At 46.3% G+C, this 23,839-nt stretch carries 24 protein-coding genes; 16 read left to right on the forward strand and 8 right to left on the reverse strand.

The window, feature by feature from the left end; genetic code table 11:
- Genes IEN92_RS06215 through IEN92_RS06230 form a run of 4 tightly spaced genes read right to left on the reverse strand, consistent with a single transcriptional unit; the run spans position 1 to position 4,664 of the window.
- A complete protein-coding gene (locus IEN92_RS06215; RefSeq protein ID WP_216161628.1) occupies positions 1–792 on the reverse strand; it encodes a phosphatase PAP2 family protein in 792 nt (263 codons plus the stop codon).
- Between the two features lie 5 nt (positions 793–797).
- Positions 798–2,057, reverse strand: coding sequence for a glycosyltransferase family 9 protein (locus IEN92_RS06220; protein WP_216161631.1), 1,260 nt, complete (start codon positions 2,055–2,057; stop codon positions 798–800).
- Between the two features lie 17 nt (positions 2,058–2,074).
- Entirely contained in the window at positions 2,075–3,118 is a 1,044-nt protein-coding gene (locus IEN92_RS06225) for a lysylphosphatidylglycerol synthase transmembrane domain-containing protein (protein WP_216161634.1), read from the reverse strand.
- 49 nt (positions 3,119–3,167) lie between these two features.
- The gene (locus IEN92_RS06230) at positions 3,168–4,664 is read right to left on the reverse strand and encodes a glycosyltransferase family 39 protein (RefSeq protein ID WP_216161637.1); all 1,497 of its coding nucleotides are present in this window, start codon (positions 4,662–4,664) and stop codon (positions 3,168–3,170) included.
- Positions 4,665–4,711: 47 nt separating this feature from the next.
- On the opposite strand from IEN92_RS06230, the gene IEN92_RS06235 reads away from it, so the two are divergent.
- Positions 4,712–5,509 carry a DUF3047 domain-containing protein gene (locus tag IEN92_RS06235; protein WP_216161639.1) on the forward strand — a complete coding sequence of 266 codons (798 nt, stop codon included), beginning with the start codon at positions 4,712–4,714 and terminating at the stop codon, positions 5,507–5,509.
- A 12-nt stretch (positions 5,510–5,521) separates the two neighbouring features.
- Here IEN92_RS06235 and IEN92_RS06240 read toward each other — a convergent pair whose 3' ends face one another.
- Positions 5,522–7,804, reverse strand: a complete 2,283-nt coding sequence (locus tag IEN92_RS06240; protein ID WP_216161642.1) for a cation-translocating P-type ATPase — start codon at positions 7,802–7,804, stop codon at positions 5,522–5,524.
- A 52-nt stretch (positions 7,805–7,856) separates the two neighbouring features.
- On the opposite strand from IEN92_RS06240, the gene IEN92_RS06245 reads away from it, so the two are divergent.
- The 12 genes from IEN92_RS06245 to IEN92_RS06300 all read left to right on the forward strand — a co-directional run bounded on the left by IEN92_RS06245 (position 7,857) and on the right by IEN92_RS06300 (position 18,758).
- Positions 7,857–8,051: a heavy-metal-associated domain-containing protein gene (locus IEN92_RS06245; RefSeq protein WP_216161645.1), complete on the forward strand. Its 195-nt coding sequence runs from the start codon at positions 7,857–7,859 to the stop codon at positions 8,049–8,051.
- Between the two features lie 116 nt (positions 8,052–8,167).
- Positions 8,168–9,256, forward strand: a complete 1,089-nt coding sequence (apbC, locus tag IEN92_RS06250) for an iron-sulfur cluster carrier protein ApbC (RefSeq protein WP_216161648.1) — start codon at positions 8,168–8,170, stop codon at positions 9,254–9,256.
- Between the two features lie 32 nt (positions 9,257–9,288).
- Positions 9,289–9,810, forward strand: coding sequence for a DUF3305 domain-containing protein (locus tag IEN92_RS06255; RefSeq protein ID WP_370623881.1), 522 nt, complete (start codon positions 9,289–9,291; stop codon positions 9,808–9,810).
- Complete coding sequence (locus IEN92_RS06260; protein WP_216161654.1) at positions 9,810–10,322, forward strand: DUF3306 domain-containing protein; 513 nt, start codon at positions 9,810–9,812, stop codon at positions 10,320–10,322. The genes IEN92_RS06255 and IEN92_RS06260 overlap by 1 nt, the downstream gene beginning before the upstream one ends.
- Positions 10,323–10,333: 11 nt before the next feature.
- Positions 10,334–12,424: a 4Fe-4S binding protein gene (locus IEN92_RS06265; protein ID WP_216161657.1), complete on the forward strand. Its 2,091-nt coding sequence runs from the start codon at positions 10,334–10,336 to the stop codon at positions 12,422–12,424.
- Entirely contained in the window at positions 12,421–13,065 is a 645-nt protein-coding gene (locus tag IEN92_RS06270) for a molecular chaperone (protein ID WP_216161660.1), read from the forward strand. Before IEN92_RS06265 ends, IEN92_RS06270 begins: the two co-directional genes overlap by 4 nt.
- A gap of 114 nt (positions 13,066–13,179) precedes the next feature.
- Entirely contained in the window at positions 13,180–13,401 is a 222-nt protein-coding gene (locus tag IEN92_RS06275; RefSeq protein ID WP_215375907.1) for a twin-arginine translocation signal domain-containing protein, read from the forward strand.
- A gap of 56 nt (positions 13,402–13,457) precedes the next feature.
- Positions 13,458–16,436 carry a formate dehydrogenase subunit alpha gene (locus IEN92_RS06280; protein ID WP_215375910.1) on the forward strand — a complete coding sequence of 993 codons (2,979 nt, stop codon included), beginning with the start codon at positions 13,458–13,460 and terminating at the stop codon, positions 16,434–16,436.
- A 27-nt stretch (positions 16,437–16,463) separates the two neighbouring features.
- A complete protein-coding gene (fdh3B, locus tag IEN92_RS06285; RefSeq protein ID WP_215375912.1) occupies positions 16,464–17,120 on the forward strand; it encodes a formate dehydrogenase FDH3 subunit beta in 657 nt (218 codons plus the stop codon).
- Complete coding sequence (locus tag IEN92_RS06290) at positions 17,120–17,359, forward strand: hypothetical protein (protein WP_216161662.1); 240 nt, start codon at positions 17,120–17,122, stop codon at positions 17,357–17,359. The genes fdh3B and IEN92_RS06290 overlap by 1 nt, the downstream gene beginning before the upstream one ends.
- 43 nt (positions 17,360–17,402) lie before the next feature.
- Positions 17,403–18,458, forward strand: a complete 1,056-nt coding sequence (locus IEN92_RS06295) for a formate dehydrogenase subunit gamma (RefSeq protein WP_216161666.1) — start codon at positions 17,403–17,405, stop codon at positions 18,456–18,458.
- A gap of 9 nt (positions 18,459–18,467) precedes the next feature.
- Positions 18,468–18,758: a hypothetical protein gene (locus tag IEN92_RS06300; protein WP_216161669.1), complete on the forward strand. Its 291-nt coding sequence runs from the start codon at positions 18,468–18,470 to the stop codon at positions 18,756–18,758.
- Between the two features lie 8 nt (positions 18,759–18,766).
- Here IEN92_RS06300 and IEN92_RS06305 read toward each other — a convergent pair whose 3' ends face one another.
- Complete coding sequence (locus IEN92_RS06305) at positions 18,767–19,474, reverse strand: ATP-binding cassette domain-containing protein (RefSeq protein WP_215375922.1); 708 nt, start codon at positions 19,472–19,474, stop codon at positions 18,767–18,769.
- The gene (locus tag IEN92_RS06310; RefSeq protein WP_216161672.1) at positions 19,467–20,162 is read right to left on the reverse strand and encodes an ABC transporter permease; all 696 of its coding nucleotides are present in this window, start codon (positions 20,160–20,162) and stop codon (positions 19,467–19,469) included. The genes IEN92_RS06305 and IEN92_RS06310 overlap by 8 nt, the downstream gene beginning before the upstream one ends.
- Here IEN92_RS06310 and IEN92_RS06315 point away from each other — a divergent pair.
- The 3 genes from IEN92_RS06315 to cls are packed head-to-tail and all read left to right on the forward strand — an operon-like array spanning position 20,161 to position 22,657.
- Positions 20,161–20,430, forward strand: a complete 270-nt coding sequence (locus IEN92_RS06315; RefSeq protein WP_216161674.1) for a hypothetical protein — start codon at positions 20,161–20,163, stop codon at positions 20,428–20,430. The genes IEN92_RS06310 and IEN92_RS06315 overlap by 2 nt on opposite strands.
- Positions 20,430–21,182, forward strand: coding sequence for an endonuclease/exonuclease/phosphatase family protein (locus IEN92_RS06320; protein ID WP_215375929.1), 753 nt, complete (start codon positions 20,430–20,432; stop codon positions 21,180–21,182). The genes IEN92_RS06315 and IEN92_RS06320 overlap by 1 nt, the downstream gene beginning before the upstream one ends.
- The gene (gene cls / locus IEN92_RS06325) at positions 21,179–22,657 is read left to right on the forward strand and encodes a cardiolipin synthase (protein WP_216161677.1); all 1,479 of its coding nucleotides are present in this window, start codon (positions 21,179–21,181) and stop codon (positions 22,655–22,657) included. Before IEN92_RS06320 ends, cls begins: the two co-directional genes overlap by 4 nt.
- Here the strand turns inward: cls and IEN92_RS06330 are convergent.
- Positions 22,654–23,838, reverse strand: coding sequence for a CaiB/BaiF CoA-transferase family protein (locus tag IEN92_RS06330; protein ID WP_216161680.1), 1,185 nt, complete (start codon positions 23,836–23,838; stop codon positions 22,654–22,656). The two genes, cls and IEN92_RS06330, sit on opposite strands and share 4 nt — an antisense overlap.
- Between the last annotated feature and the right edge of the window lies 1 nt (position 23,839).

A 23,839-nucleotide genomic window follows, 5' to 3' on the forward strand; every position in this document is an offset into this window, starting at 1 on the left:
TTACTTTGACTTTGGGGAAGTGAAATTCAATTGCGCTTTAATGAATAGGGCTAGCGTGATGAGCAAAATGACTACCGATGCGTATTGCAATGGTAGATTTAATTCATGATCCATGATTTGTGTCAGATGCGCATAAATTGCAACTACACCGCCGATGGCAACTAGGCGAAGCCATAACCCATTAAATAATAAGTATCGGTTGGGTATTAAATTAGTCAGAATTGCTCCAAGCATTCCGCACCACATACCAAATCCTGCACCACCAAGCACATCCGTAAGCCAGTGTGCTCCCACTGCATTGCGCGATAGACCAACTAAAGCTGCAATCACAAATAAAATCAGCATCGGTCTGCGCTTATCTTTTTCGCAAGAAAAATACAGAGCAGTAGCGATAGCAAAGGCTGTGAGAGTGTGGCCTGATGGAAAGGCTTTTTGGAGCAGGGGTTCACCCAGGCGATGGAAACTCCCATCTAGCAATACTCCTGCAGGCCTTGGCAAATCAAAAAAGTTTTTAAGCGAAGTACTTGCAAGTGCAGAAAGCGCGCCAGCAATGAGGCCTGCTGTTAAAGCGCGAGGCGCTAACAATATCAATGGGAATGCAATGGCAAATGTGCCCCAACCATTACCCAGAAAGGTGAACCATGCCCACAGAGTATCAGGTAGAAACTGGGTGTAGTGGTTGATAAATAGAAAAGTGACGCTCTGAAACTCACCCAAATAGATTGCCAAGGCAAGCGCCAATGGCAGTAGCGGAATCAACCAAGCATATACAGAAACGACCCGATTGCGCATTCGGTTTAACGACCTTTTGCCTGATCGGCCGCTTGTAGTTGAATATTCACCTTCTCCAAAACTTGAGTCACGCTAATTGCTTGCATGCAAACATTATCGTGACAGGGGGTTTTGCGATGATTGGCTGCACTGACGCAGGGTGAACAGGCCAAGTTCGCAGTGATTGCAATCGAGTTACCAATTGAGCCATACAGGGCTGGTGTTTCTGGGCCAAAGAGGACCACTGTTCTTAGTGCTGTAACAGCTGAGAAGTGACCCGGACCAGAATCATTGGTGACCATCACATCAGAAAGGGTGTAAAGCGGGGGCAATTCTGCAAAGCTTACTTGTCCTGCAAAGTTCAATGCATTTTTGACATTGGCAACCACGCGTACCTTTTCAACATAAGCCAATTCAGCAGGGGAGCCTGTGATCAAAATCAAATCATGGGGGTATTGCTCGTGAACCCCCTGAATTAATTCAGAGAAGCGTTGCTGTGCCCAGCGACGTTGAGGCAATAGATCGCTTGCATTAGGGTTAATTAAAATCAAGCGATGCTTGCCATAAACATATTCAATGCCAGCCTCTTTGGCCAATTTCTCAATCCGCTCACGAACCTTTTCTAGTGCTACTGGATTAATCACAGCTTGCTCTAAACGTACTTCAGAATCCGGAATCTGAATTTTGCTGAATGGCACTTCAATCTTGTCAGCAAAAGCCGCATGAATTAAGGATAAAAAGTTCTTGGTGATGTGGATATGTGGGTTGTAATGTACCTTCCGAGTGAGCATGCAACCACGCCACAAACCTTCGCCATGAAAGATATGGTATCCCACGCGACGTCTTGCACCGCATAAGCCAGTGAGTAAAGCGGTAAATCGGGAGAACAACTCCAAATCAATCACAGTGTCAATGCGATGACGGCGAGCAACGATTAGAAAGCGGAGAGTATCTTTAATCAAGCCACCTAAGCTAGATGAATCAATTGTGAAAATATTCTCAGGTTTAACAGTATTTAATAAAGTCAGACTCGCACGATTGCTTTTGAAGATCAAAAAGAACAGTTCAGCTCCACGCGCTTGGGCATTACGCATCGCAGGATCAACCAAAATAGCACTTCCCATTTCTGAGAGCTCAATAAACAGTAGTTTTTTTGGGGCCTGAGGCTCACGACTCAAAAGATTCCGGGCGCTATCCATGAGCGCTACCAGCGGAGTGGCGATCGCACAAAGCGGTACGCCGACCCAATGATCAATGGCACGCATGGTATTGACGCTAATAGTCATATTTTTATTCTGAAGAATTATTTTCGTTTTAGTAAAAAGTATGCGCCAGGTAATACCGATAAAACAGTGATGGCGCCATAACTAATGGATGCAATTACAGTGAGGGAAGGATTGACGCCCCATAAGGCTAGCACTGAAGAGAGGGTGGCCTCACGTAATCCCCAGCCAGAAATACTAATAGGTAACATCAGAAGTAGGCTGAGTGCTGGTAGGCCAATCATTAAGCTGGAGATAGGTGCTTCCGCACCATAGGCTCTGAGACAAAAACTAAATGCCAGAATAATGAAACTGTGGATGCCAATTCCAAACAGGGCCTGAGCAATATTCATTGGCCATGAAAATGCCAACTGAATTCCTGGCATGGCTTTGTTCATATGTAATCGGTCTAAAAGTTTTTGTAGAAATTGTCGGCTCGGAGTCCATGCTAATACTAAGGCAATGATCACTCCAGCGAAGAGCATGACAGCCATGACTGCATAACCTAAATCTTGACCCCAGGCGGCTAAAGTAGCGCCTCCAAGAATCAGGCCTAAACCACCAAGTAGATTATTTCCAGCCAGGCCAAGAAGTCTGTCTACTAGCGTCATTGCAAAACTCAAGCGTAGTTTAGGTGTTGCATGCCCCAAATCTACTGAATGATGCAATTCTTCATCTAACGCTTTTGTTTCGGCGAGCTTATCGCTATTCGTAAAGTGGGTAGCTGTGATTGCGCGATAACTATCGCCCCCTAGAGTACTTGGCAAACCTTGGTTAATAAGTCCGCCTGCAAAATACAGAGCGACATAACTTTTTAGACTTCCGTGAAAGCCAACACTGCGCATTAAAAATCCCCAGCGAAGACCGCCACAAATAAAAGCGCAGCAGATTGCTACTGCAGCAGCAATTAACCAAGCTGGCTCCATCTTGATTTCTGAATGGAGCAGGGTATGCCAATCAATTCCACTAGTTGCCTTCCAGAGTAGGGCAATCGATAACAGAATGCGGACGGTTGGCCATGCACGTTTCAGAATTGATTTCCACCCGGAAGGGGTTTTGGGGGTGGTATTGGCTGATGAACTCATAGGCGTAAGGATAATGGTTTGGGCGCCTAAGGTCCTGAATTTAGGCTAATTACTTGCTCGCCGGGGGTCCCTGCCAGTTACTACAAAGGCTAAAGTCAAATTTTGACAATACCTGGCCAAAGCGCTCGATTTCTAAGGCCTCTAAAGGTTCGCAACGCTCAAAGGCTGACTGATTACCAACAGGGGGTGGGAAGGCCATCCCAGACCAGTTGATTAAGAGGATATTTGCCCCCTTTGGTAACTCCCCGAACCAGAGGTCGAATTGATCTTTTCTTTCATCTAATACAAATACTGGCGTAGGTTTTGCATACCAAGCAGCTCGACTTCCGAGCGTCCAATTCTGCACGGCAATGCCCTCAGCTTTATTCGCTTCTACTAAGTTGGCAGCTTTTTTTCCGGCAATTTTCCAGCCATACAAATCTGCAATAGGATTTGCTTTGACGACAGTTGAGGAAATGCCACCAGACAAAACAAATCCAAAGCCAATGAGGCATAGTGCAATCTGAAAGATGAATAGAGCTCGAATGATTTTTCGGTGTTGCACCGACCATGCTTTAGCTAAACCAATTCCGGCAAAGGGCGCTAGACAAAACCATGCTGGTGTTGTCCAGTGAGGTAAGCCACCACCACCAGAAAGACTCGCAAAGACCACAAAGGGAATAAAAAAGAATCCCAGCAATGACAGCAAAGAAAGTTTTGTTGCGTGCATGCAATCTTTGAGAAAGAGGTAGCTGCCTACGATCAATAGTGGGCCGAAAGCAATAATCTGAATGCCAAGGAAGGCTGCCAATCGACGCCATAACCAAGTACCACCACTTCCATGGGCAATTTGGTATTTAAATGAAATCCAATCATTGACCCAGTTCCAGTACAGCACCGGAGTGATAAACGATAGTGCCAGCAGGATTGCCAACCACAACCCAAGTCTTCCTATCCAAGGTTTTCTGCGGGCGCTAATAAAGACAAGCAATAGAGCAAAAGCAGTAAAGATGGCGGTGTATTTACTTAAGCCTGCCAAGCCCAATAAAGCACCAGTCAATAGCCAGTCTGCGATAGTGAAGTGGTCTTGAATCAACCAACGCAGCGCCATATACATGAGACCAAGACTCAGGGGTGCAAGCAAGGTATCGGGCAATAAACCAATTGCTAGAACATGTGGCATTGGCGCAGCGATGATTGCAAGCACTGCCATTAGTCCACAAGTATTGGCTGAGGGGAGTGCGCTGGTGAGGTAACCCGAATTACGCCCCTGAATAAAGTGGTGAATTTCCAGTGTGACTTGATAAACCAATAAACAGGAGATGATCCAGAGTAGCTCAGGAATAATACGGATGAGGCCCTCTGTTGAGGTGAGAGCTACTAATGGCCACTGAATCCATCCGACTAGGGGTGGGTGATCAAAATAACTCCATGCCAGATGTTCGGCATACAGGGCATAGTGCGCTTCGTCGACTGAGAATTCAATCGAAAACCCTAAGCCAAAATGCACAATCGCTGCTAAACAGATGCAGATTGCAGCCCAGCTTGTAGGTGATTGATGGCGCATGCTTGGATTTTAGACTTACTTGGACGATTCTTTGGGACAATTGAGTCATGCTGAAATCCCTTTGTTATCTCTTCTTGACTTGTATTATCGCGACCTTGCTTGGCTGTGCAGGCCCTGGAGGGGGCTCCGTTCAAGATGAGTCAGGTCAGGCATTGAATATCAATCAGTTGCCGGCCCAGGAAGAGCTGCCTAAATTTTCTGCTGAGACGGCCCGCGAAGGGATGCCAAACGGTTGGAATTTTTACCGAATAGCCCCCTACAAAAAGAATACTGTCTATCGTCTGGAGAGCTATCAAGGCAGAACGGTCTTGAGTGCTAACTCTAAAACATCTGCCTCTGGATTGGCGGTAAAGCTGCGGCCACGTTCAGCAAGCAATTTATGGCTGCAATGGGAGTGGAAGGCAACCAATGCAATTCCTAATGCAGACAATGCTGATGGTCCAAGTGACGATGCGCCTTTGAGAATCTTAGTGGCTTTTGATGGAAACAAATCAAAGCTCTCACTTAAAGAGCGTCTGAACTTTGAGATGGCCAATTTAATTAGTGGTCAAGAAATGCCATACGCAACCCTGATGTATATCTGGTCTGGTAAAACCCCAGTTGATACCATCATCACCAATGCACATACCAGCCGCATCAAGATGATTGTGGTCGACTCGGGTTGGGATGGCCTGGGCCAATGGCATCAGCATCAACGCGATCTTGCAGCTGATTACAAGCGCGCTTATGGTGAAGCACCTGGCGAAGTAATTGGTATTGCATTACTCACTGATACCGACAATACCAAATCAGAGACCCGTGCTTTTTATGGTGATATAGAGCTGGTCCGTAAAAACTCAAAATAAGCACATCAAAGTCTAACGTTGAGTAGGATGCCAGCGCTTAAGCAATAAGGCATTGCTGAGTACACAAAAGCTTGAGAGGGCCATTGCGCTTCCAGCAAGCATTGGAGAGAGGTAGCCTAAAGCAGCTAAAGGTATCCCAGTTGCATTGAAGATAAATGCCCAGAATAAGTTCTGCTGAATCTTTTTCCAAGTTCTCTTAGAGATATCAATCGCATCTGCAACTAAAGTAGGATCACCGCGCATCAAGGTGATACCAGCTGCTTGCATAGCTACGTCAGTCCCAGTAGACATTGCCATTCCCACATCCGCTGCAACCAGCGCAGGAGCATCATTAATTCCATCGCCAATCATGGCTACCCATGCTTGCTTTCCATCAATCCCAGGAGATTGCAATTTGCGAATGATGTCAGCTTTGTTGCTAGGTAGGATCTGCGCAAAGACTTCATTGATTCCAATGGATTGACCTACACGATTTGCAGCAGCAGTGTTATCTCCCGAGATCATGACTGTACGGATCTGCATTTGTTTTAAAGAAGTAATTGCAGCTTGAGCATGATTTTTGAGTTCATCACCAAAACCCAAAATAGCAATTGGTGACGAAGTGAGTTCGTTCATCAAAATAGAAACGGTTTGTCCATTCTCAAGACAGGACTGCGCTTTAGCTAATATCAGTTTGTAGTGTGGATTAGATTCCAAAGAAGCAAGACTTTGTAGACATAAGTTTTGACCAACCCAGGGTCCTGAGCTGGGTTTGCCACAGATGCCTACACCCGAAATTGCTTTGCTTTCAGTAGGTGAAATTGGGGTAATCCCTTTTTGTTTGGCTGTATCCAATAAGGCCTTTGCTAATGGGTGCTCGCTACCCATCTGCAAGCCCGCTGCACTGGCCAAAATGGCATCTCGAGCAGCGCTATTCATCATCTGATCAAGCGGAATAAGCTCGAGTAAGTGTGGCTTGCCAATGGTGAGCGTGCCGGTCTTATCAAAGGCCACAATATTTAAGCGATGCGCTAGCTCTAATACCTGAGGATCTTTAATCAGGATACCAAAGCGTGCCGCAACTCCAGTGCCTGCCATGATGGCAGCAGGCGTTGCCAAACCCAGAGCACAAGGGCAGGCAATCACTAGGACTGATACTGCGCGTAAGATCCCAATCGCCGCTGAATCCCAATACAGCCAGTTTGCAATTCCGGTGATCAGGGCAATAACAAGTACGCTCGGAACAAAAATAGCGCTTACCTGATCTACCAACTTTTGGATTGGCGCTTTTTGGGTTTGCGTGTCTTCAACTAAAGAAATGATTTTTGAGAGAACACTTTCTACGCCAACAGCTTGTGCCTCAATAACTAATAGACCTTCACCGTTTAAAGAGCCGCCTATTACTTTGTCGTTGATCAATTTTTTAAGTGGAATACTTTCTCCAGTAAGCAAAGATTCATCCACGTGACTACTGCCTAAAAGGATTAAGCCATCTACGGGAATGCGCTCTCCTGGTAAAACCAAAATACGATCTTGAGGAAATACATGTTCTAAGGGCAGATCGCGATATTGATCTAGGGCCACTCCATCTTGAATAACAAGTTCCGGGTGAAGCACCTTGGCATGTTCTGGCCATAGCTTTTGTAATGCACTAATTGCTTCACTGGTTTGCTGCTTTGCTCTGGCCTCTAACCACTTTCCTAGAAGCACCATGCAAATGATCACCGCAGAGCCTTCAAAATACAACTCATGGCTGGTAAGGGGATTGGCGATCATTTCATATACGCTTAAACCATAAGCGGCGCTGGTGCCTAGCGCAACTAGTAAATCCATATTGCCCACGCCGGACATAAGCGCTTTAAAGCCAGACTTATAAAAGCGCCAACCTAAAAAGAATTGCACTGGACTTGCCAATAGAAGTTGCCATTTTGGAGAGAGTGACCAATGAATGCCAAATGGCATGAGAAGCATAGGTAAAAATAATGGGGTCGAAAAGGCAAAGCTGAGTAATACTCTGCCGAGACCATCGCTACCCCAAAAAGTTTGCGCAGGTTTTACTTGTGCACTTTGATGGGGAGAGCTTAAATGTGCCTCATAACCTGTTTTTTTCACCGCAGCGATAACATCCTCGATTTTGCTCAAAGAGGATGTATTCAGGCGAACTCTAGCTTGTTCGGTAGCCAGATTGACACTCGCCGCCTCTACTCCGGAAATTTTGCTGAGGGCTTTTTCAACGCGACCGACACAAGAGGCACAAGTCATTCCGCCAATGTCTAGGGTGAATAAGTCGGAGGAGTGCTCTTTTGGGATACTCATATATAGAAGATAATCTACTGCATTGACCTACATTTACTACAAAAGGGCCTATATGTTGAGTTTAAAAGTGTCTGGCATGACCTGCGGTGGGTGCATCAACGCAATTACTAGGGCAATTCAGGCTCAAGATCCACAGGCCCAGGTTCAAGCAGATTTGGTATCTCAAATCGTAAATTTGGAGACATCCCTATCATCTGCACAGGCTAGCGAATTGATCACTGAAGCGGGTTTCCCGGTTTCCCAGTAAATCCTAGTCCGCCTCAGCAATTTTTCGTGGGTGCGGTTAATCTAAGCGGTATTCAATAAAAATAGACTCAGCAGTTCCGGGATCGCTCCTGGATTTGCGTATCAAAGGAGAAGGTAGTGTCCGTTACTGTAGAAGCTGTGCAAGGTGCCATCAAAGGCTTGGTTGATCCAAATACTCAGGTCGATTTTGTAAGCGCTAAAAACCTAAAAAATTTACGTGTGGATGATGGCGACATCTCTTTAGATATTGTTTTAGGATATCCAGCCAAAAGTCAGTTTGATGCTATTCGTAAGTCTGTCATTAACGCCGTCCGTGAATTACCTGGCGTAAAAAATGTCAGCGTTAATGTCAGCAGTCAAATCTTGGCGCATGCTGTGCAACGTGGCGTAAAGCTTTTGCCGGGCGTGAAGAATATTATTGCTGTGGCTAGTGGCAAAGGTGGTGTTGGTAAATCCACTACTGCAGTGAACTTGGCTTTGGCGCTCGCCGCTGAGGGCGCTCAAGTTGGCATCTTGGACGCGGACATTTATGGCCCAAGTCAGCCGATGATGCTGGGCATTACTGGCAGACCAGAGTCTGTTGAAGAAAATACTATCGAACCAATGGAAGGTCATGGCCTGCAAGCCAGTTCAATCGGTTTCTTGATTGAGGAAGATGCACCGATGGTATGGCGTGGCCCTATGGTTACTTCAGCTTTAGAGCAGTTACTTCGCCAAACCCGCTGGCGTGATTTAGATTATTTAATTGTCGATATGCCACCAGGCACTGGTGATATTCAACTCACGCTTTCGCAAAAAGTTCCTGTCACGGGTGCAGTCATTGTTACCACTCCGCAAGATATTGCTTTGCTCGATGCGCGCAAAGGTCTAAAGATGTTTGAAAAAGTTGGAGTACCCATCGTTGGCATTATTGAAAACATGAGCACTTATGTTTGTACGCAGTGCGGCCATGAAGAACATATCTTTGGCAGTGGTGGCGGTGAAAAAATGTGTCAAGAGTATGAGGTTGATTTCTTGGGCGCATTGCCACTCAATCTGTCCATTCGTGAGCAAGCTGATGCTGGACGTCCGACTTTAGTAGCGGACCCTGATGGAGCAATCAGCGGTATTTATAAAAACATTGCTAGACAAGTCGCTATTCGGATTGCTACTCTATCGAAAGATATGAGCAGCAAATTCCCGAGTATCGTGGTTCAAAATACCTGAGGTCCTGAGCCGTTATGCGCTTTGCAGTAATCATGCGTAAGCAAAATTTGGATAACCCGTGGGTGTCACATCGCTGGGTTCCGCAGGAGGTATTGCCTGATTTTGGTCAATTTCATTCTCAGGATAATTCCAGCAATGTGATCTCTGGTCAATTTCTGGGGCGTGACAAAGATGGTGAATCTTGGTTATTTACTGGATTTGAGCTAAATCTTTTTCTTGATGAAGCTGAGGGCTATTACCTCAACGTTTCCGCAACCACTCCTTGCTGGTTCGTGATGTGGCGCCTAGAGGAAGATATCGCCCGCTATATTGATCCGCAATCACTCTCAGTTGCTCAAGAGGAAAACACTATTGCAGTACCGCATCGCATTTGCGTGAGCTATAACGAAGCTGCTCGCTTGCTTGATGGTGGTGAATCTGTAGATACGATCGCGATGAGTGATGAACATGCTTCTTGGCTACAAGAGTATGTCAATGAGCACTATCGACCTGAACCCAAGAAGCGTCATAAACCAGCCTCATTCAAAGGCGCAGAACGGCCAGTGGAGGAATGATGGCAGATGGCTTTCTCAGTCGTTGGTCGCGCCGCAAAGTTCAAGCAGATAAAGCGGATGAGCCTATGCAGCCAGCCAAAGAGCTTGCTGAGAAGTCAGTCCCTCCGGCCGAAGAGGAAGAAACGCCGCCACTAGCAACTCTCGGGGATGTGGAAAAGATTGATCGTTTTGCTCCCGACTTCTCCGCATTTATGCAGCCTAATGTTGATCCGGCGGTACAGCAGGCAGCTCTTAAGAAAATGTTTACGGATCCACACTTCAACATCATGGATGGTTTAGATATCTATATTGACGACTATTCCAAACCAGATCCTTTGCCTCCGGGAATGCTAGAGAGAATGGCGCAAAGTGATATGCTCAAGCTCTTTCAGAAGCAGGCTGAGCCCTCAGAGTCTGAAGGGCAGAAGAGTACTCAGCACCTGACTTCCCAAGATCAAACTGATTTAACATCCACTCCAACTGTAGAGCCTGACGCTGCACAAGCTGAGCCAGTACAAAAGAAAAACACATAAGAAGATCTTCAATGAGTCAAAAATTAGTTTGTAACTGCAATGGCACTATGCCTCTAGATCAAAAGGCTTTGGGTGTTCCAGTACACCAATCTTTGTGTAGGCAAGAGGTCGGCTCATTTTTAAAAGCACTAGATGGCGCGGATTCTATTGTTGTCGCCTGTACACAAGAAGGTGCTTTATTTACTGAGTTGGCAGAACAATCAGAGAAACCATTGGTAGCACCCTTACGTTTTGTCAACATTCGTGAGGTAGCCGGTTGGACTCAAGAAGCGAAATCTTCAGGACCGAAGATGGCTGCTTTACTTGCTTTAGCCGATATGGCTGAGGCTGAACCCGTACCTGTAGTGAATTATGAAAGCCAGGGTAGGTTACTCATTATTGGGGCAGGCTCTCAAGCTCTGCCTTGGGCAGAAAAGCTGAGCCAATCCTTAGATGTATCGGTTTTATGCACAGAGCCTGGGGACCTTCCTTTGGCGCGAAGCTATCCGATTTATAGCGGCGAGGTGACAAAGTTAGATGGTTATCTTGGGAACTTCCTAGTTGCTTGGGATTTACAAAATCCCATCGATCCAGAGATGTGTACTCGTTGTGGCGCATGCGTGGTAGCGTGCCCAGAAAATGCAATCAATCTTTCTTATCAAATCGACCTTGATAAATGCCAGTCTCACCGCGCTTGTGTCACAGCATGTGCAAGTATTGGCGCTATTTCTTTTGATCGTACTGAACGGGCACGTGATGCTGAATTTGATTTGATACTCGATTTGCGTACAAACCCCAAAATGCGTATGAGTCAGACTCCAAAGGGGTATTTTGCTCCAGGTAATGATCCGCTTGAGCAGGCTTTACTAGTAAATCAATTGGTAGAGATGGTTGGCGAATTTGAGAAGCCAAAATATTTTGTTTATCAGGACAAGATCTGTGCTCATGGCCGTAACGGTAAAGTGGGTTGCAGCGCTTGTATTGATGTTTGCTCTACTGGTGCTATTGCTTCAGTATTTAAAAACGGTCAAGGTAGTGTTGAGGTCAATCCCAACCTGTGTATGGGTTGTGGGGCATGCGCAACCGTTTGTCCATCAGGAGCGATGCGCTATAACTACCCCAGCGTATCGCATCAAGGTAAAGAGTTAAAAAACCTAGCCAGTGTATTTAGTGCTGAGGCCAAGAAACTTCATCTCACCACTGCGCCTAGTTTACTTTTGCATACTTTGACATCAGGCACTCAGATGATTGATGCCCTTGGCCGATCTGCTCATGTCATGCCAAAGCAATTTGAAGGCTTGCCTGCATTTGTGATTCCATACGCCATTGAACACATCGCATCCACAGGGCTGGATTTATGGCTGGGTGCACTTAGTTATGGCTTCTCTGAGGTAGCGCTCTTATTAAGTGGCGATGAAGATCCAGCTTACCGCTTAGCACTGGAGGAGCAATCCCAATTAGCCAATGCCATCTTGCAGGCTTATGGCTTTGATGATCGCGTTCATCTGGTGATGGCAAATTCTGTAGATGACTTGCAAACCGTTTCAAATGCAATGGGTTCACTGCGCCAGCGAGGTGCTTTGAAGGCGATTTGTACTCCAGCTAGCTTTGGCTTGTCTGATCAAAAACGGGAGGCTCTAGAAGCGGTTTTGGAGCATCTAGAAAAACAGGCTAAGACAGCATTGCCAGAAGCAGGAGCGCCACTTCCAAAAACTTCATTGCTCGGTGGTCTCGCGATGAATGCGGAATCTTGCACTTTATGTATGTCTTGTGTAAGTAGTTGCCCTGAAGGCGCGCTCTTGGATAACCCTGATGAGCCGATCCTGTCTTTTATTGAAAAGCAATGCGTGCAATGTGGCATCTGCGTAAAAACTTGTCCTGAGCAGGCCTTAGCCTTAGATCCACGTTTACGTAAAGTAGAGCAACGCAAACAAAAGGCTGTGCTGAATGAGGCCCAAGCGTTTCATTGCATTAGTTGCGGTAAACCATTTGGGACCTCAAAGATGATTGATCTGATGCTTGCTAAGCTAGGCGCTCATGGTGCTTTTGCAGGGGCGGCGATGGATAGACTCAAGATGTGTGGTGATTGTCGAGTGGTAGATATGGTGAAGAAAGAAACATGACAGACTCAACTAATGCAAAAGAAAATTCAGTAACTGAAGTGGGTGAGGTGGGTTTGCCGGAGGATCTAGCAAGAGCAGATCTATATGGATTGATTGCCAGATTGTTTCATTTGCCGCCAGATCAAACGCTTCTAGATCAAATTGCTGCCACTGCTGATCAGCAAGATGCAGCCGACAGCGCTCCTTTGGCGAAAGCTTGGATGGATCTTGTCGAGGTGGCCAAAAATAACCCCGCCAAAGCCTGGCACGATGAATTCGACCTCAACTTCGTTAGTGTGGGTAAGCCGAATGTGGTGCTTAATGGATCTTTTTATATGGCAGGACACTTGAATGAGCGGCCATTAGTCAATATTCGGAGGGCGCTTGAGGAATTTGGTCTTGAGGCCTCAGAAGAAGTGACTGAGACTGAAGACCATATCTCAGCCTTGTGTGAAGTGATGCGCTATCTCATTGCTGGAGATGACGTGGAGGTATCAAACCTTGCTAACCAAAGGGTTTTTTTCAATGAGCATATTCGCCCTTGGTATGACGATCTTTGTAATGCAATTGAAGATATTCCAGAGATGCATCTCTACCGCCCAATTGCCGTTTTAACAAGAGAATTCATGGCAATTGAAGGACAAAGTTTTGACATGATTTAATGTTGCGGCGCAATATTAAATATCAATAACGTCATAGTGTTACACCTATATGTCAAAAGTGCGAATTCCTATTACACTTGACCAAGATCAAGAATAATTTATTAGGAGCAAGCCATGAGCACTAAATCCAAAGCTGCTTTAAGCGAAGAGAACAAGCCGTCACGCCGCAAGTTTTTTGTAGGCGCAGGTGCCGCAGTCGGTGCTGTTGCCGTCGCTTCACAAACTTCCATTGGTAAAGCTGTGATTCAAGAGATTGGCAGTACTGTAAAGAGCAAGGCTGATGGGCAATCTATTACAGCCCATATGCGTAAGTATTACGAAAGCACCATGATTTAACTGTTGCTACATTGATAAAAAACTAAATAGATAAAAAACTTTCTCAGGGACAACATATGAGTCTGACTCGTAAATCAAATACCCCACAAAGCAGTCGTTCCGCAACACGCCTGATTGGTAGTTTGTCACGCGGCTTAAAAGCTGCCGTGCCTACTATGGACCGTCGCACATTCTTGAAGCGCTCTGGTGTTGGTGTTGGTGCAGGTATTGCTGCTAGCCAATTAAGTTTGGTGCAAAAAGCATCGGCTGAGCCAAGCAAGGCAATGCTTGATGGCAAGGGCAAGATTGAAGTTAAACGATCGATTTGTACTCACTGTTCAGTAGGTTGCGCGGTTGATGCCACTGTTGAGAATGGCGTTTGGGTTCGTCAAGACCCGGTGTTCGACTCCCCAATTAATATGGGCGCTCATTGTGCCAAGGGCGCTGCTTTGCGTGAGCATGGCCATGGAGACTATCGTTTGCGCTACCCAATGAAGTTGGTCGATGGCAAGTACCAACGCATTTCTTGGGATCAAGCTCTCACTGAAATTACCGCTCAGATGAAGAGCATTCGAGAGAAATACTCTCCGGATGCGATGTTCTTTATCGGATCATCAAAACACAACAATGAACAGGCCTACTTGCTCCGTAAGTGGGTCTCTTTCTTTGGAACAAACAATACAGACCATCAGGCTCGTATTTGTCACTCAACTACAGTGGCCGGTGTAGCAAACACCTGGGGCTATGGTGCGATGACCAATAGCTATAACGACATGATGAATGCTAAGGCAGCTTTGTACATTGGCTCCAATGCTGCTGAAGCTCACCCAGTTTCCATGTTGATGTTATTGCATGCAAAAGAGAATGGTTGCAAAGTGATTGTGGTGGATCCACGTTACACCCGCACTGCTGCGAAGTCAGACCAGTACGTGCGTATCCGCTCAGGAACTGACATTCCTTTCTTGTTTGGCGTGCTTTATCACATCTTTAAAAATGGTTGGGAAGATAAGAAGTACATCAATGACCGTGTTTATGGCATGGAAGAGATTCGCAAAGAAGTCATGGAGAAGTGGACTCCTGCTGCTGTTGAAGAGGCTTGCGGCGTTCCAGAGGCACAGGTTTATCAAGTAGCAAAAACCATGGCCATGAATCGTCCGAGCACGGTTGTGTGGTGTATGGGTCAAACCCAGCACACCATCGGTAATGCCATGGTTCGTGCATCGTGCATCTTGCAGCTGGCTTTGGGCAACGTTGGTAAGTCTGGCGGCGGTACGAATATTTTCCGTGGTCACGATAACGTTCAAGGAGCGACTGACGTTGGTCCTAACCCAGACTCATTGCCTGGTTACTATGGTTTAGCAGCGGGTTCATGGAAACACTTTGCAACAGTTTGGGGTGTTGACTACGAGTGGATTAAAGGTCGTTATGCACCAGACATGATGGAGAAATCTGGTACGACAGTATCTCGTTGGGTTGATGCTGTCCTCGAAAAGAACGACATGATTGATCAGCAGACTAACGTTAAAGGTTTGTTCTTCTGGGGTCATGCGCCTAACTCACAAACTCGTGGCCTCGATATGAAGCGTGCGATGGATAAGTTGGATCTCTTAGTGGTTGTAGACCCATATCCAAGTGCAACTGCGGCAATGGCAGCGATGCCCCCAGCGGAAGGTCAATCCGTTAATAAGAATCGCAACGTTTATTTATTACCCGCAGCTACGCAGTTTGAAACTTGTGGAACAGCAACCGCATCTAACCGCTCGTTGCAGTGGCGCGAAAAAGTCATCGATCCATTATTTGAATCTGTCCCTGACCATGTGATCATGCAAGCGTTTGCAGACCGCCTTGGTTTTGGCCAAGAGCTGTCTTTGAATTACAAGATGTTGAGCTCTAAGTTCGCTGGCAAGCAGTGGAGAGAGCCACAAATTGAAGACATCTTGCGCGAGATTAATCGCTCTTGCTGGACCATTGGTTATACCGGTCAAACTCCTGAGCGCTTGAAGGCGCACATGAGAATGGTTGCGACATTCGATCCGAAGACACTGAAGTCCCGTGGAGGCGTTGATCCAGTAACTGGTTATGACACCACAGGCGACTACTATGGATTGCCTTGGCCTTGCTATGGAACAGCGGCAATTAAGCATCCTGGTTCACCAAACCTCTATGACACGAGCAAGAGTGTCATGGAAGGCGGCGGTAACTTCCGTGCCAACTTTGGTGTTGAGCGTGACGGAGTGAGTTTGCTGGCTGCTGACGGCTCTTGCTCTAAGGGCGCTGCGATCACTACTGGTTACCCAGAGTTTGATCATGTATTTATGAAGAAGCTGGGTTGGTGGGATCAGTTGACTGACGATGAGAAAAAACTCGCTGAAGGTAAAAACTGGAAGACTGACTTGTCTGGCGGTATTCAGCGGGTTGTGATGAAAAATGGTTGTCATCCTTTTGGTAACGCTAAAGCGCGTGCGATTGTGTGGAACTTCCCTGATCCAATTCCAATTCACCGTGAAGCCCTTTACAGTACCAACGCACCAATGATGCGTAAGTACCCAACCATTGACGACAAGAAAAATTTCTGGCGTCTACCAACTCTGTATAAGACTGTTCAAAATCAGAACTTGAATAACAAGTTGTATGAGAAGTTCCCAATTATTTTGACCTCAGGTCGTTTGGTTGAGTATGAGGGTGGTGGAGACGAAACCCGGTCTAACCCATGGTTGGCTGAGTTGCAACAAGAAAACTTTGTCGAAATTAATCCTAAAGCGGCTGCAGATCGCGGCATTAAGAACTGGGATTACGTTTGGGTGAAGTCACCTACAGGTGCCAAGATCAAAGTGCGTGCATTGGTGACTGAACGCGTAGATCAAGGAACTGCTTTTGTGCCATTCCACTTCGCTGGTTGGTGGCAGGGTGAGGATATTCGTAAGTACTACCCAGAGGGTGCTGCACCAGTAGTACAGGGTGAGGCGGTCAATACGGCCACTACTTATGGTTATGACATGGTCACAATGATGCAAGAGACCAAGACCACCATGTGCCAAATCGAAAAATTTGCCTAAGTTAAAAAATAAAGTCAGGAGAACACAATGGCAAGAATGAAATTTATCTGCGACACAGAGCGATGCATTGAATGCAATGGCTGTGTCACTGCTTGTAAAAATGATAATGAAGTGCCTTGGGGCGTGAACCGCCGCCGCGTTGTTACGGTAAATGACGGCATCATTGGTCAAGAAAAATCTGTTTCAGTAGCTTGCATGCACTGTACAGATGCGCCTTGCATGGCCGTATGTCCAGTAGACTGCTTTTATCGTACCGATGAAGGTGTAGTTCTGCATGACAAAGATATTTGTATCGGTTGTGGCTATTGCTCCTTAGCTTGCCCATTTGGTGCGCCTCAGTTCCAGAGTAAAGGAGCATTTGGCTCACGTAGCAAAATGGATAAGTGCACATTCTGTAGCGGTGGCCCTGAAGAGAATGGTAGCGTTGCTGAGTTCGAAAAGTATGGTCGTAACCGTTTGGCAGAAGGTAAGTTACCTTTGTGCGCAGAGATGTGTTCAACCAAGGCGTTGATTGGTGGTGATAGCGATATTATTTCCAGCATCTTTAATAATCGTGTAGCTACTCGTGAGAAAAACGGCAAGTATCCTGGCTCCAAAGCATTTGGCTGGAATACTGCTTACGGCGGACCTGATACTCCAGCGCCGACCCCAACGCCTGCTGCAAAAATTCCAGGAGCTCAATAATGAAACTGACTTTCAAAACCTTGGGTTTATGTTTTGCAGCAGTCGCTTTGTTGGCTGCGTGCTCTGAGCCTCCAGAAATTGCAGCTAAAAAAGCCAAGCGTCCTGACGTTGCTCCTTATATGGGCGCAAACAATGGCTTTATGACAAAAAATTGGACGCCTGGAAATCAGGCAAGCTGGACTGAATCGATTGATAAGCGCAATCAAGATCAGAACGAATACAGTCGTATTAAGAATTAACTAAACAATAATAAATAAAACGAAAACGTTTAAGGACATGTGTATGAAACGATCATTCTCTAAAGTTCTACGCACTTTGGTAGTGGCGGCTGGGTTGTCACTCACATTAGCTAGTGGAATGAGCTTTGCTGAGCGTGCGCCGATGGCACCCCTACCTTCCCCAAGTGGAGTAGACGTGCCTCCTAGATCAGTGCCTGCCGATCCCAGCGCTTTAGCGAATGGTACTCAGGCTCAGTCCCAGCCTGCCAATCCTTCCATCTTTATTGCACCAAATAGTGATCCACAAAACTATGTGAGCATCCCAGATAAACAGGCAGGTGTTTTGATTCAGCGCGCTGGTCAAGAGTGGCGTGTGATTCGTAACGGCATTATTACTGTTTACGGTGGTTGGCTATTGGCAATTGCTTTCTTTGGCATTGTTGCGATGTACACCCTAAAAGGTTCTATTAAGTTGCACGAGCCATTGTCAGGTATCAAAGTGAAGCGTTTTAGCGCCTTTGATCGCTTTACTCACTGGGTAATGGCTTTTAGTTTCTTGGCCCTTGCGTTTACAGGCTTGATGATTTTGTACGGCAAATACTTTGCGATGCCGCTCATGGGTGGTGTCGCCTATGGTTCATTCCTCATGGTTTGCAAAAATATTCATAATTTCACAGGCCCACTATTTACTTTGAGCATTGTGATTTTCTTCTTACTCTTTGCTGGTAAAAATATTCCTGAAAAGGGCGATTTAAATTGGCTCCTAACCTTTGGTGGGATGCTTAGCGGTAAGCATGTGCCTGCTGGGTTTTTCAATATGGGTGAAAAGTTCTGGTTCTGGTTTGGTATGACCTTTCTAGGTTTGGTAATTTCAGCTTCAGGCTTTGTACTCGACATGATTGTGCCGTTTATGCAAATGGAATATTTACGTGGCACGATGCAAATTGCGAACGTAATTCATAGCACTGCTGCAATCCTGATGACGACGATGGCTATGGGCCATATCTACATCGGTACGATTGGTATGCAGGGCTCAATTGATGGTATGAAGACTGGTTATGTCGATGCAACATGGGCTAAAGAGCACCATGAGCTCTGGTACGACAAACTCAATAAATAAGGACAAGCCATGAAAAAGATCATTGCTTTTACACTCTGCGCATTTGCTTCGGCCGCAGTTTTCGCAACCTTGCCGCCATTGAGTCCTGAGGCGCAAGAAGCTGCTAATTTGGCAAAAGCCAAAACGGCATATGGCGATAAAGTGGGCGCCTATAAGTTATGTTTAGCGCAAAATAAAGTTGCCGATCAATATCGGGTTCCCGGAACGGCTGCTCCAGCCGCTTGTACTGCGCCGCCACCATTTGTACCGCCAGTTGCTGCTGCTCAAGCTGCACCCGCAGCTCCAACCGCTGCGAAGTAATAGCGAAGCTAGCCGTTTAATAATTCTTGATGTAGGAAGCGTTTAGCGGCTTGTGTTTGCGGATCAGAAAAGAAGGGGCCTACGGGTCCCTTTTCTTTTATTTCGCCCTGATCAATAAAGATGATGTGCTGTGCAAGTCTTTGTACTTGAGCAAGTTGGTGCGAAGAAAAAATGACATCCGATCCCTGGTGATTAAATTGACGAATCATATCTTCTACTTGTTCAGTGGCATTTGGATCAAGGTTGGCTGTTGGCTCATCTAGTAAAACTAAGTTGGGCCTTTGTAAGATGGCCCTTGCCAGACAAAGCTTTTGTCTTTCACCGGCAGAGAGTTTGTGTGCGGGGCTGTCTTGTAGTTGTCCAAGTCCAACTTGGCGAATGACTTTATCAATATCAGCTTCCGTAATGCTGCTATCTGCATCACGCACGATGGCCAGATTGGTTTTAGTTGATGCTTTAATTAATGGAGTGTGATGTAAAACTAAGGCAGTTTTGCGAGTAAATGAAAAGCTGACCGTGCCAGTGTCTGGTTTGATTAGCCCATCTAATAGCTTGAGAAGAGTGGTTTTGCCCGCTCCATTGGGGCCGATGCAAGCAGTGATCCGGTCGGCTGGAATGAGGGCGTGGGGGATATTGAGAATCACTCGGCCATTGCTTTGGACGGTGACATCTCGAAGTTCAATGGAGCGCTCAAATGAATTGCTTGAATTAGCCATAGCGACGCTCCGCTACTTGTCGCACTGCGTAAGTAAATAAATTGGCACACAACACAATTCCAAGGAGAACGATTCCTAAGGCAAGCGCTAATGGAAGATCCCCCTTGCTAGTCTCTAGTGCAATTGCAGTTGTCATGGTTCTAGTGGAGTGATCAATATTTCCGCCAACGATCATGACGGCACCCACCTCAGAAATTGCTCTTGCAAGTCCAGCAAGGATGGCAATCGTTAGGGAGAAGCGGCAATCCCAAATAAGCCACTTAAATCGTGCAAGAGCAGGTAATCTGAGGCTCAAGAAGGTATCTCGATGGATTCTCCAAGAGTCCTCTAGGATCTGGCGGCTTAGGGCTGCAATTAAGGGGGTTGTGAGCAGGATTTGGGCGACGATCATGCCCTTCACAGTAAATAGCCATCCCCAGGCTCCTAGGGGCCCTGTGCGAGAGAGCATTAGGTAAACAATGACACCAATAATGACGGTGGGAACCCCCATGAGGGTATTGAGGACCACAATAATCCATCGTTTGCCACTAAATTCTTCGGTCGCCAAGAGGGCGCCAATGGGCAGACCAAGGACTGTACCAATCAATAAGGCAGTCAAGCTAACCTGTAGGGAAACCAAGACGATGCCCAATACTCCAGCATTTAAATTGGCAAGTAAGTTCAAGGCGTCTTGAAAAGCGGTCAACATGCGCTTGATTCTATCAAGTCAATGGCAAAATGGCTTTAATGAGATTTTTAGGCGTATTTTCCGACTAATGGCTGAAGTAGTTTGCCTCTGTAATGAGGTCCTCGATGTTGACTTGCGAGAGTATCTCGACACCCATCCTATCGACTCGATAGAAGAGTTGCGGGAGCAAGCATCTATTTGCAATAAATGCATGCAATGCCAGGATTTGGTTGAGGGTGAAATCTATCTGGCACGTGTCCGGCGACAACGTGCAGCAGGACAGTTCTAATGATGGAATATAGCGGCACTCGCTTTACGGTGATGAGTATGAATGTGCATAAGGGCGTATCTGCCCTGCACAGACATTCGACCATATATCAATTGCGCCAAAAAATGCGCAATCACTACCCAGATCTCCTTTTTCTTCAAGAGTTGCAGCAAGAACATCGTGGCCGAGTGCGGCGCTATGGCCAATGGCCTATGACAGAGTTAACCCATTTTCTTTCTGAAGATTTTTGGCATGACTGGCACTATGGAAAAAATATGGAGTATCCAGAGGGTCATCATGGCAATGCAATTCTTTCAAAGTATGCATTGCACAAGGGCTTGAATTACGACATCTCTGCATATCGATTTGAGAGGCGGGGATTGCTACACAGTGTGACCCAGTTCAATGGCATGGATCAGCCAATACATTGCTTTTGCGTTCATCTTGCTTTATTTGAGCGGGGGAGAGAGCGCCAGCTAGAGCAAATTATTGGATATATTGAAGCATTGGCTCAAAATGGACCAACCATTGTGGCTGGTGACTTTAATGATTGGCGTAATCGAGTGAGCGCCCCAATGAAGGCGGCCGGTTTTGATGAGGTCTTTGAGGCATTAACTGGCGCGCCAGCGAAAACGTTTCCAAGCATGAAACCGATTCTAGCGATGGACCGAATTTATGTGCGCGGTTTAAAAATTCACTCTGCCCAAATTTTGCATGAGTGGATGCAATTATCAGATCATTTAGGCATTACTGCGGAACTGGAAATCGAATGAACAATTTATTAATCGCTTTACTACCTTCAACACTGCAGTTGAATTTAGATTTCATACTTTTCATCCATTTTATTTTAGTCACCATATTTATTGGTGTGATTATTTCCGTGCGCAGACCGGTGGGTGTGGCATTTGCCTGGATTTTTATTGTCGTGACATTCCCAGTGTTGGGTATTAGTCTTTACATACTCATAGGTGATCGTCCAGTAGGGCGTAGTCTTACTCGAAAAATCAAGCGAATGAATCATGAATACGCTCAGATCACTGAAGAGATGCGACAGGCCTATGCAGGCGATCGAGAGCAGTTGCCGCCAGAGAGTAGGGCCATTAGTCTCCTAGCAGAATCAAAAAACGGTACTCCAGTCGTTGCTGGAAATCTACTGGAGCTGCATACCGATTCATTAAAAATATTGCAGTGCTTTATTGATGAGATCAATCAAGCCCAAAAAAGTTTGTATCTAGAGTTTTATATTTGGGCTTTAGGAGGCGACGCCGATCTGGTTGGAGAGGCATTAATTGCTGCCGCAAAACGGGGCGTAGTTTGCAAGGTACTACTGGATTCATTGGGTAGTAAAGATTGGTTCAAGTCAAAATGGCCAGCCCGTTTTCGTAATGCCGGAATTCAGGTTACTGAGGCAATGCCTATTCAGGTTGGACGCTTCCAGTTTCGCCGTGCTGACTTGCGTTTGCATCGGAAAATATTTGTAGTGGATGGCGCCATTGTTTGGACTGGCAGTATGAATATGGTGGATCCACGAACATTTAAGCAAGATTCAGGCGTAGGTAAGTGGGTCGATGCCATGGTGAGGGTCGAGGGGCCGATTGCCTCGCAGTTTGAGCTCACTTTCTCTTTTGACTGGAGCGTAGATAACCCCAAAGTCACTCACTTTAATGATCGCAATCCACCTGCAACCCCAATTGCAGGCGCAGCAACTGCTCAACAGCTTGCCTCAGGGCCGGTTTATCGTGACGATATTTTGTATCAGGTAATGCTATCGGCCATTATTGATGCTCGTGAAGAGTTGGTTATCACAACACCGTATTTCGGCCCCGATGATGGTTTGTTGCAGGCCATGATGGCCTCTGCAAGACGGGGCGTCAAAGTGACTCTCATCGTGCCAAAACTCAATGACTCCACCTTGGTTGCTTGGAGCAGTAAAAGCTACTACGCTGATCTGATGGATTCAGGAGTGAGGATTGCTGAATTTCATGGTGGATTACTGCATACGAAGAGCTTGCTGGTAGATAAAAAAGGAGCTATCTTTGGATCCGTTAATTTTGATCAACGCAGTCTACGTTTGAACTTTGAGATTAGCCTCATGGTATACAACGTAGATTTTTGTACCAAGCTTGAGAAATTAATTGAATCCTATCTAGCCCAATCAGATTATGTAGACCCAATTCAATGGGCTAAGCGACCACGCTGGATGCACTATTTAGAAAATGCAGCCCACTTAAGCTCGCCACTACTCTAAATTGCGCCACTTGCGCGCATGGTGGCAATCTCAGAGTCGGCTAAACCCAGTTCTTTCAGAATGGCATCAGTGTGCTGACCTACAGCAGGTATCGGATCCATGCGATAGTCGTAACTGTCGTTTAATCCTGGAGGCAATAGGGCGGCAATGGGACCATTGGGAGTGGCTACCTCTGTAAATCGCTCACGCGCCTTCAGTTGCTCATGTTTCCACAAGCCTTCCATGTCATTCAGATGCGCATTCGCAATTTGCGCTTGATCTAATCTGGCGATGAGTTGTTCGGAAGTGAGCTTACTAAAGCAGGCATCAATAATTTGCAAGAGTTCCGCCCGTTTTTCATTGCGCTTAAAGTTTCTGTCAAAGCGTTCATCTTTGGCCAGTGCAGTATTCTCTAATACGACCTCGCAAAATTGAACCCATTCACGTTCATTCTGAAGACCTAGCATCACAGTCTTGCCATCTCCCGCTTTAAATGGACCATAGGGATAGATGGTGGCGTGAGACGCTCCGTTTCTGGGGGGTGGGTTTGCACCTCGATAGGCGTAGTAGAGTGGAAAGCTCATCCATTCACTCAGCGATTCCAACATCGAGATATCAATCACGCTACCCTTGCCGGTTTTGCCTCTTTGCAATAGCGCAGCCAGAATATTGGTATAGGCATACATACCCGCAGCGATATCTGCGATGGAGTTACCGGCTTTACTGGGGGTTTCTGGAGTGCCAGTCACAGATAAAAAGCCTGCTTCGCTCTGAATTAATAGATCGTAGGCCTTTTTATCGCGATAAGGACCATTGTTGCCGTATCCAGAGATGTCACACAAAATAAGCCCTGGGTTATCTTGATGTAATGCCTCTGGAGTCAGCCCCATTCGTGCTGCTGCACCGGGCGCTAGGTTTTGTACCAAAACATCTGCAGTTTTAAGCAGTTTCTTGAGGGCAGTAATGGCTGGAGCTTGCTTTAAGTCCAGAGTGAGACTTTCTTTAGAACGATTGACCCAAACAAAGTGAGAAGAGAGTCCCTCTACTTGCGTGTCATAGCCTCTGGCAAAGTCACCACCACCAGGGCGCTCTACTTTAATAACACGTGCACCTAAGTCAGCCAGTTGGCGAGTGCAAAAAGGCGCGGCAATCGCATGCTCCAGCGAAACAACGGTAATGCCATCTAATGGACGAATGCTCATG

It is taken from the genome of Polynucleobacter sp. MWH-Creno-3A4, from assembly GCF_018881885.1.
Classification (GTDB): Bacteria; Pseudomonadota; Gammaproteobacteria; order Burkholderiales; family Burkholderiaceae; genus Polynucleobacter.

Excerpts from the sequence above, each read along its gene's own strand:
- IEN92_RS06215 (WP_216161628.1), bottom strand. The coding sequence starts at position 792 with ATGCGCAATCGGGTCGTTTCTGTATATGCTTGGTTGATTCCGCTACTG.
- IEN92_RS06220 (WP_216161631.1), bottom strand. The coding sequence starts at position 2,057 with ATGACTATTAGCGTCAATACCATGCGTGCCATTGATCATTGGGTCGGC.
- IEN92_RS06225 (WP_216161634.1), bottom strand. The coding sequence starts at position 3,118 with ATGAGTTCATCAGCCAATACCACCCCCAAAACCCCTTCCGGGTGGAAA.
- IEN92_RS06230 (WP_216161637.1), bottom strand. The coding sequence starts at position 4,664 with ATGCGCCATCAATCACCTACAAGCTGGGCTGCAATCTGCATCTGTTTA.
- IEN92_RS06235 (WP_216161639.1), top strand. The coding sequence starts at position 4,712 with ATGCTGAAATCCCTTTGTTATCTCTTCTTGACTTGTATTATCGCGACC.
- IEN92_RS06240 (WP_216161642.1), bottom strand. The coding sequence starts at position 7,804 with ATGAGTATCCCAAAAGAGCACTCCTCCGACTTATTCACCCTAGACATT.
- IEN92_RS06245 (WP_216161645.1), top strand. The coding sequence starts at position 7,857 with ATGTTGAGTTTAAAAGTGTCTGGCATGACCTGCGGTGGGTGCATCAAC.
- IEN92_RS06255 (WP_370623881.1), top strand. The coding sequence starts at position 9,289 with ATGCGTAAGCAAAATTTGGATAACCCGTGGGTGTCACATCGCTGGGTT.
- IEN92_RS06260 (WP_216161654.1), top strand. The coding sequence starts at position 9,810 with ATGGCAGATGGCTTTCTCAGTCGTTGGTCGCGCCGCAAAGTTCAAGCA.
- IEN92_RS06265 (WP_216161657.1), top strand. The coding sequence starts at position 10,334 with ATGAGTCAAAAATTAGTTTGTAACTGCAATGGCACTATGCCTCTAGAT.
- IEN92_RS06270 (WP_216161660.1), top strand. The coding sequence starts at position 12,421 with ATGACAGACTCAACTAATGCAAAAGAAAATTCAGTAACTGAAGTGGGT.
- IEN92_RS06275 (WP_215375907.1), top strand. The coding sequence starts at position 13,180 with ATGAGCACTAAATCCAAAGCTGCTTTAAGCGAAGAGAACAAGCCGTCA.
- IEN92_RS06280 (WP_215375910.1), top strand. The coding sequence starts at position 13,458 with ATGAGTCTGACTCGTAAATCAAATACCCCACAAAGCAGTCGTTCCGCA.
- fdh3B (WP_215375912.1), top strand. The coding sequence starts at position 16,464 with ATGGCAAGAATGAAATTTATCTGCGACACAGAGCGATGCATTGAATGC.
- IEN92_RS06290 (WP_216161662.1), top strand. The coding sequence starts at position 17,120 with ATGAAACTGACTTTCAAAACCTTGGGTTTATGTTTTGCAGCAGTCGCT.
- IEN92_RS06295 (WP_216161666.1), top strand. The coding sequence starts at position 17,403 with ATGAAACGATCATTCTCTAAAGTTCTACGCACTTTGGTAGTGGCGGCT.
- IEN92_RS06300 (WP_216161669.1), top strand. The coding sequence starts at position 18,468 with ATGAAAAAGATCATTGCTTTTACACTCTGCGCATTTGCTTCGGCCGCA.
- IEN92_RS06305 (WP_215375922.1), bottom strand. The coding sequence starts at position 19,474 with ATGGCTAATTCAAGCAATTCATTTGAGCGCTCCATTGAACTTCGAGAT.
- IEN92_RS06315 (WP_216161674.1), top strand. The coding sequence starts at position 20,161 with ATGCGCTTGATTCTATCAAGTCAATGGCAAAATGGCTTTAATGAGATT.
- IEN92_RS06310 (WP_216161672.1), bottom strand. The coding sequence starts at position 20,162 with ATGTTGACCGCTTTTCAAGACGCCTTGAACTTACTTGCCAATTTAAAT.
- IEN92_RS06320 (WP_215375929.1), top strand. The coding sequence starts at position 20,430 with ATGATGGAATATAGCGGCACTCGCTTTACGGTGATGAGTATGAATGTG.
- cls (WP_216161677.1), top strand. The coding sequence starts at position 21,179 with ATGAACAATTTATTAATCGCTTTACTACCTTCAACACTGCAGTTGAAT.
- IEN92_RS06330 (WP_216161680.1), bottom strand. The coding sequence starts at position 23,838 with ATGAGCATTCGTCCATTAGATGGCATTACCGTTGTTTCGCTGGAGCAT.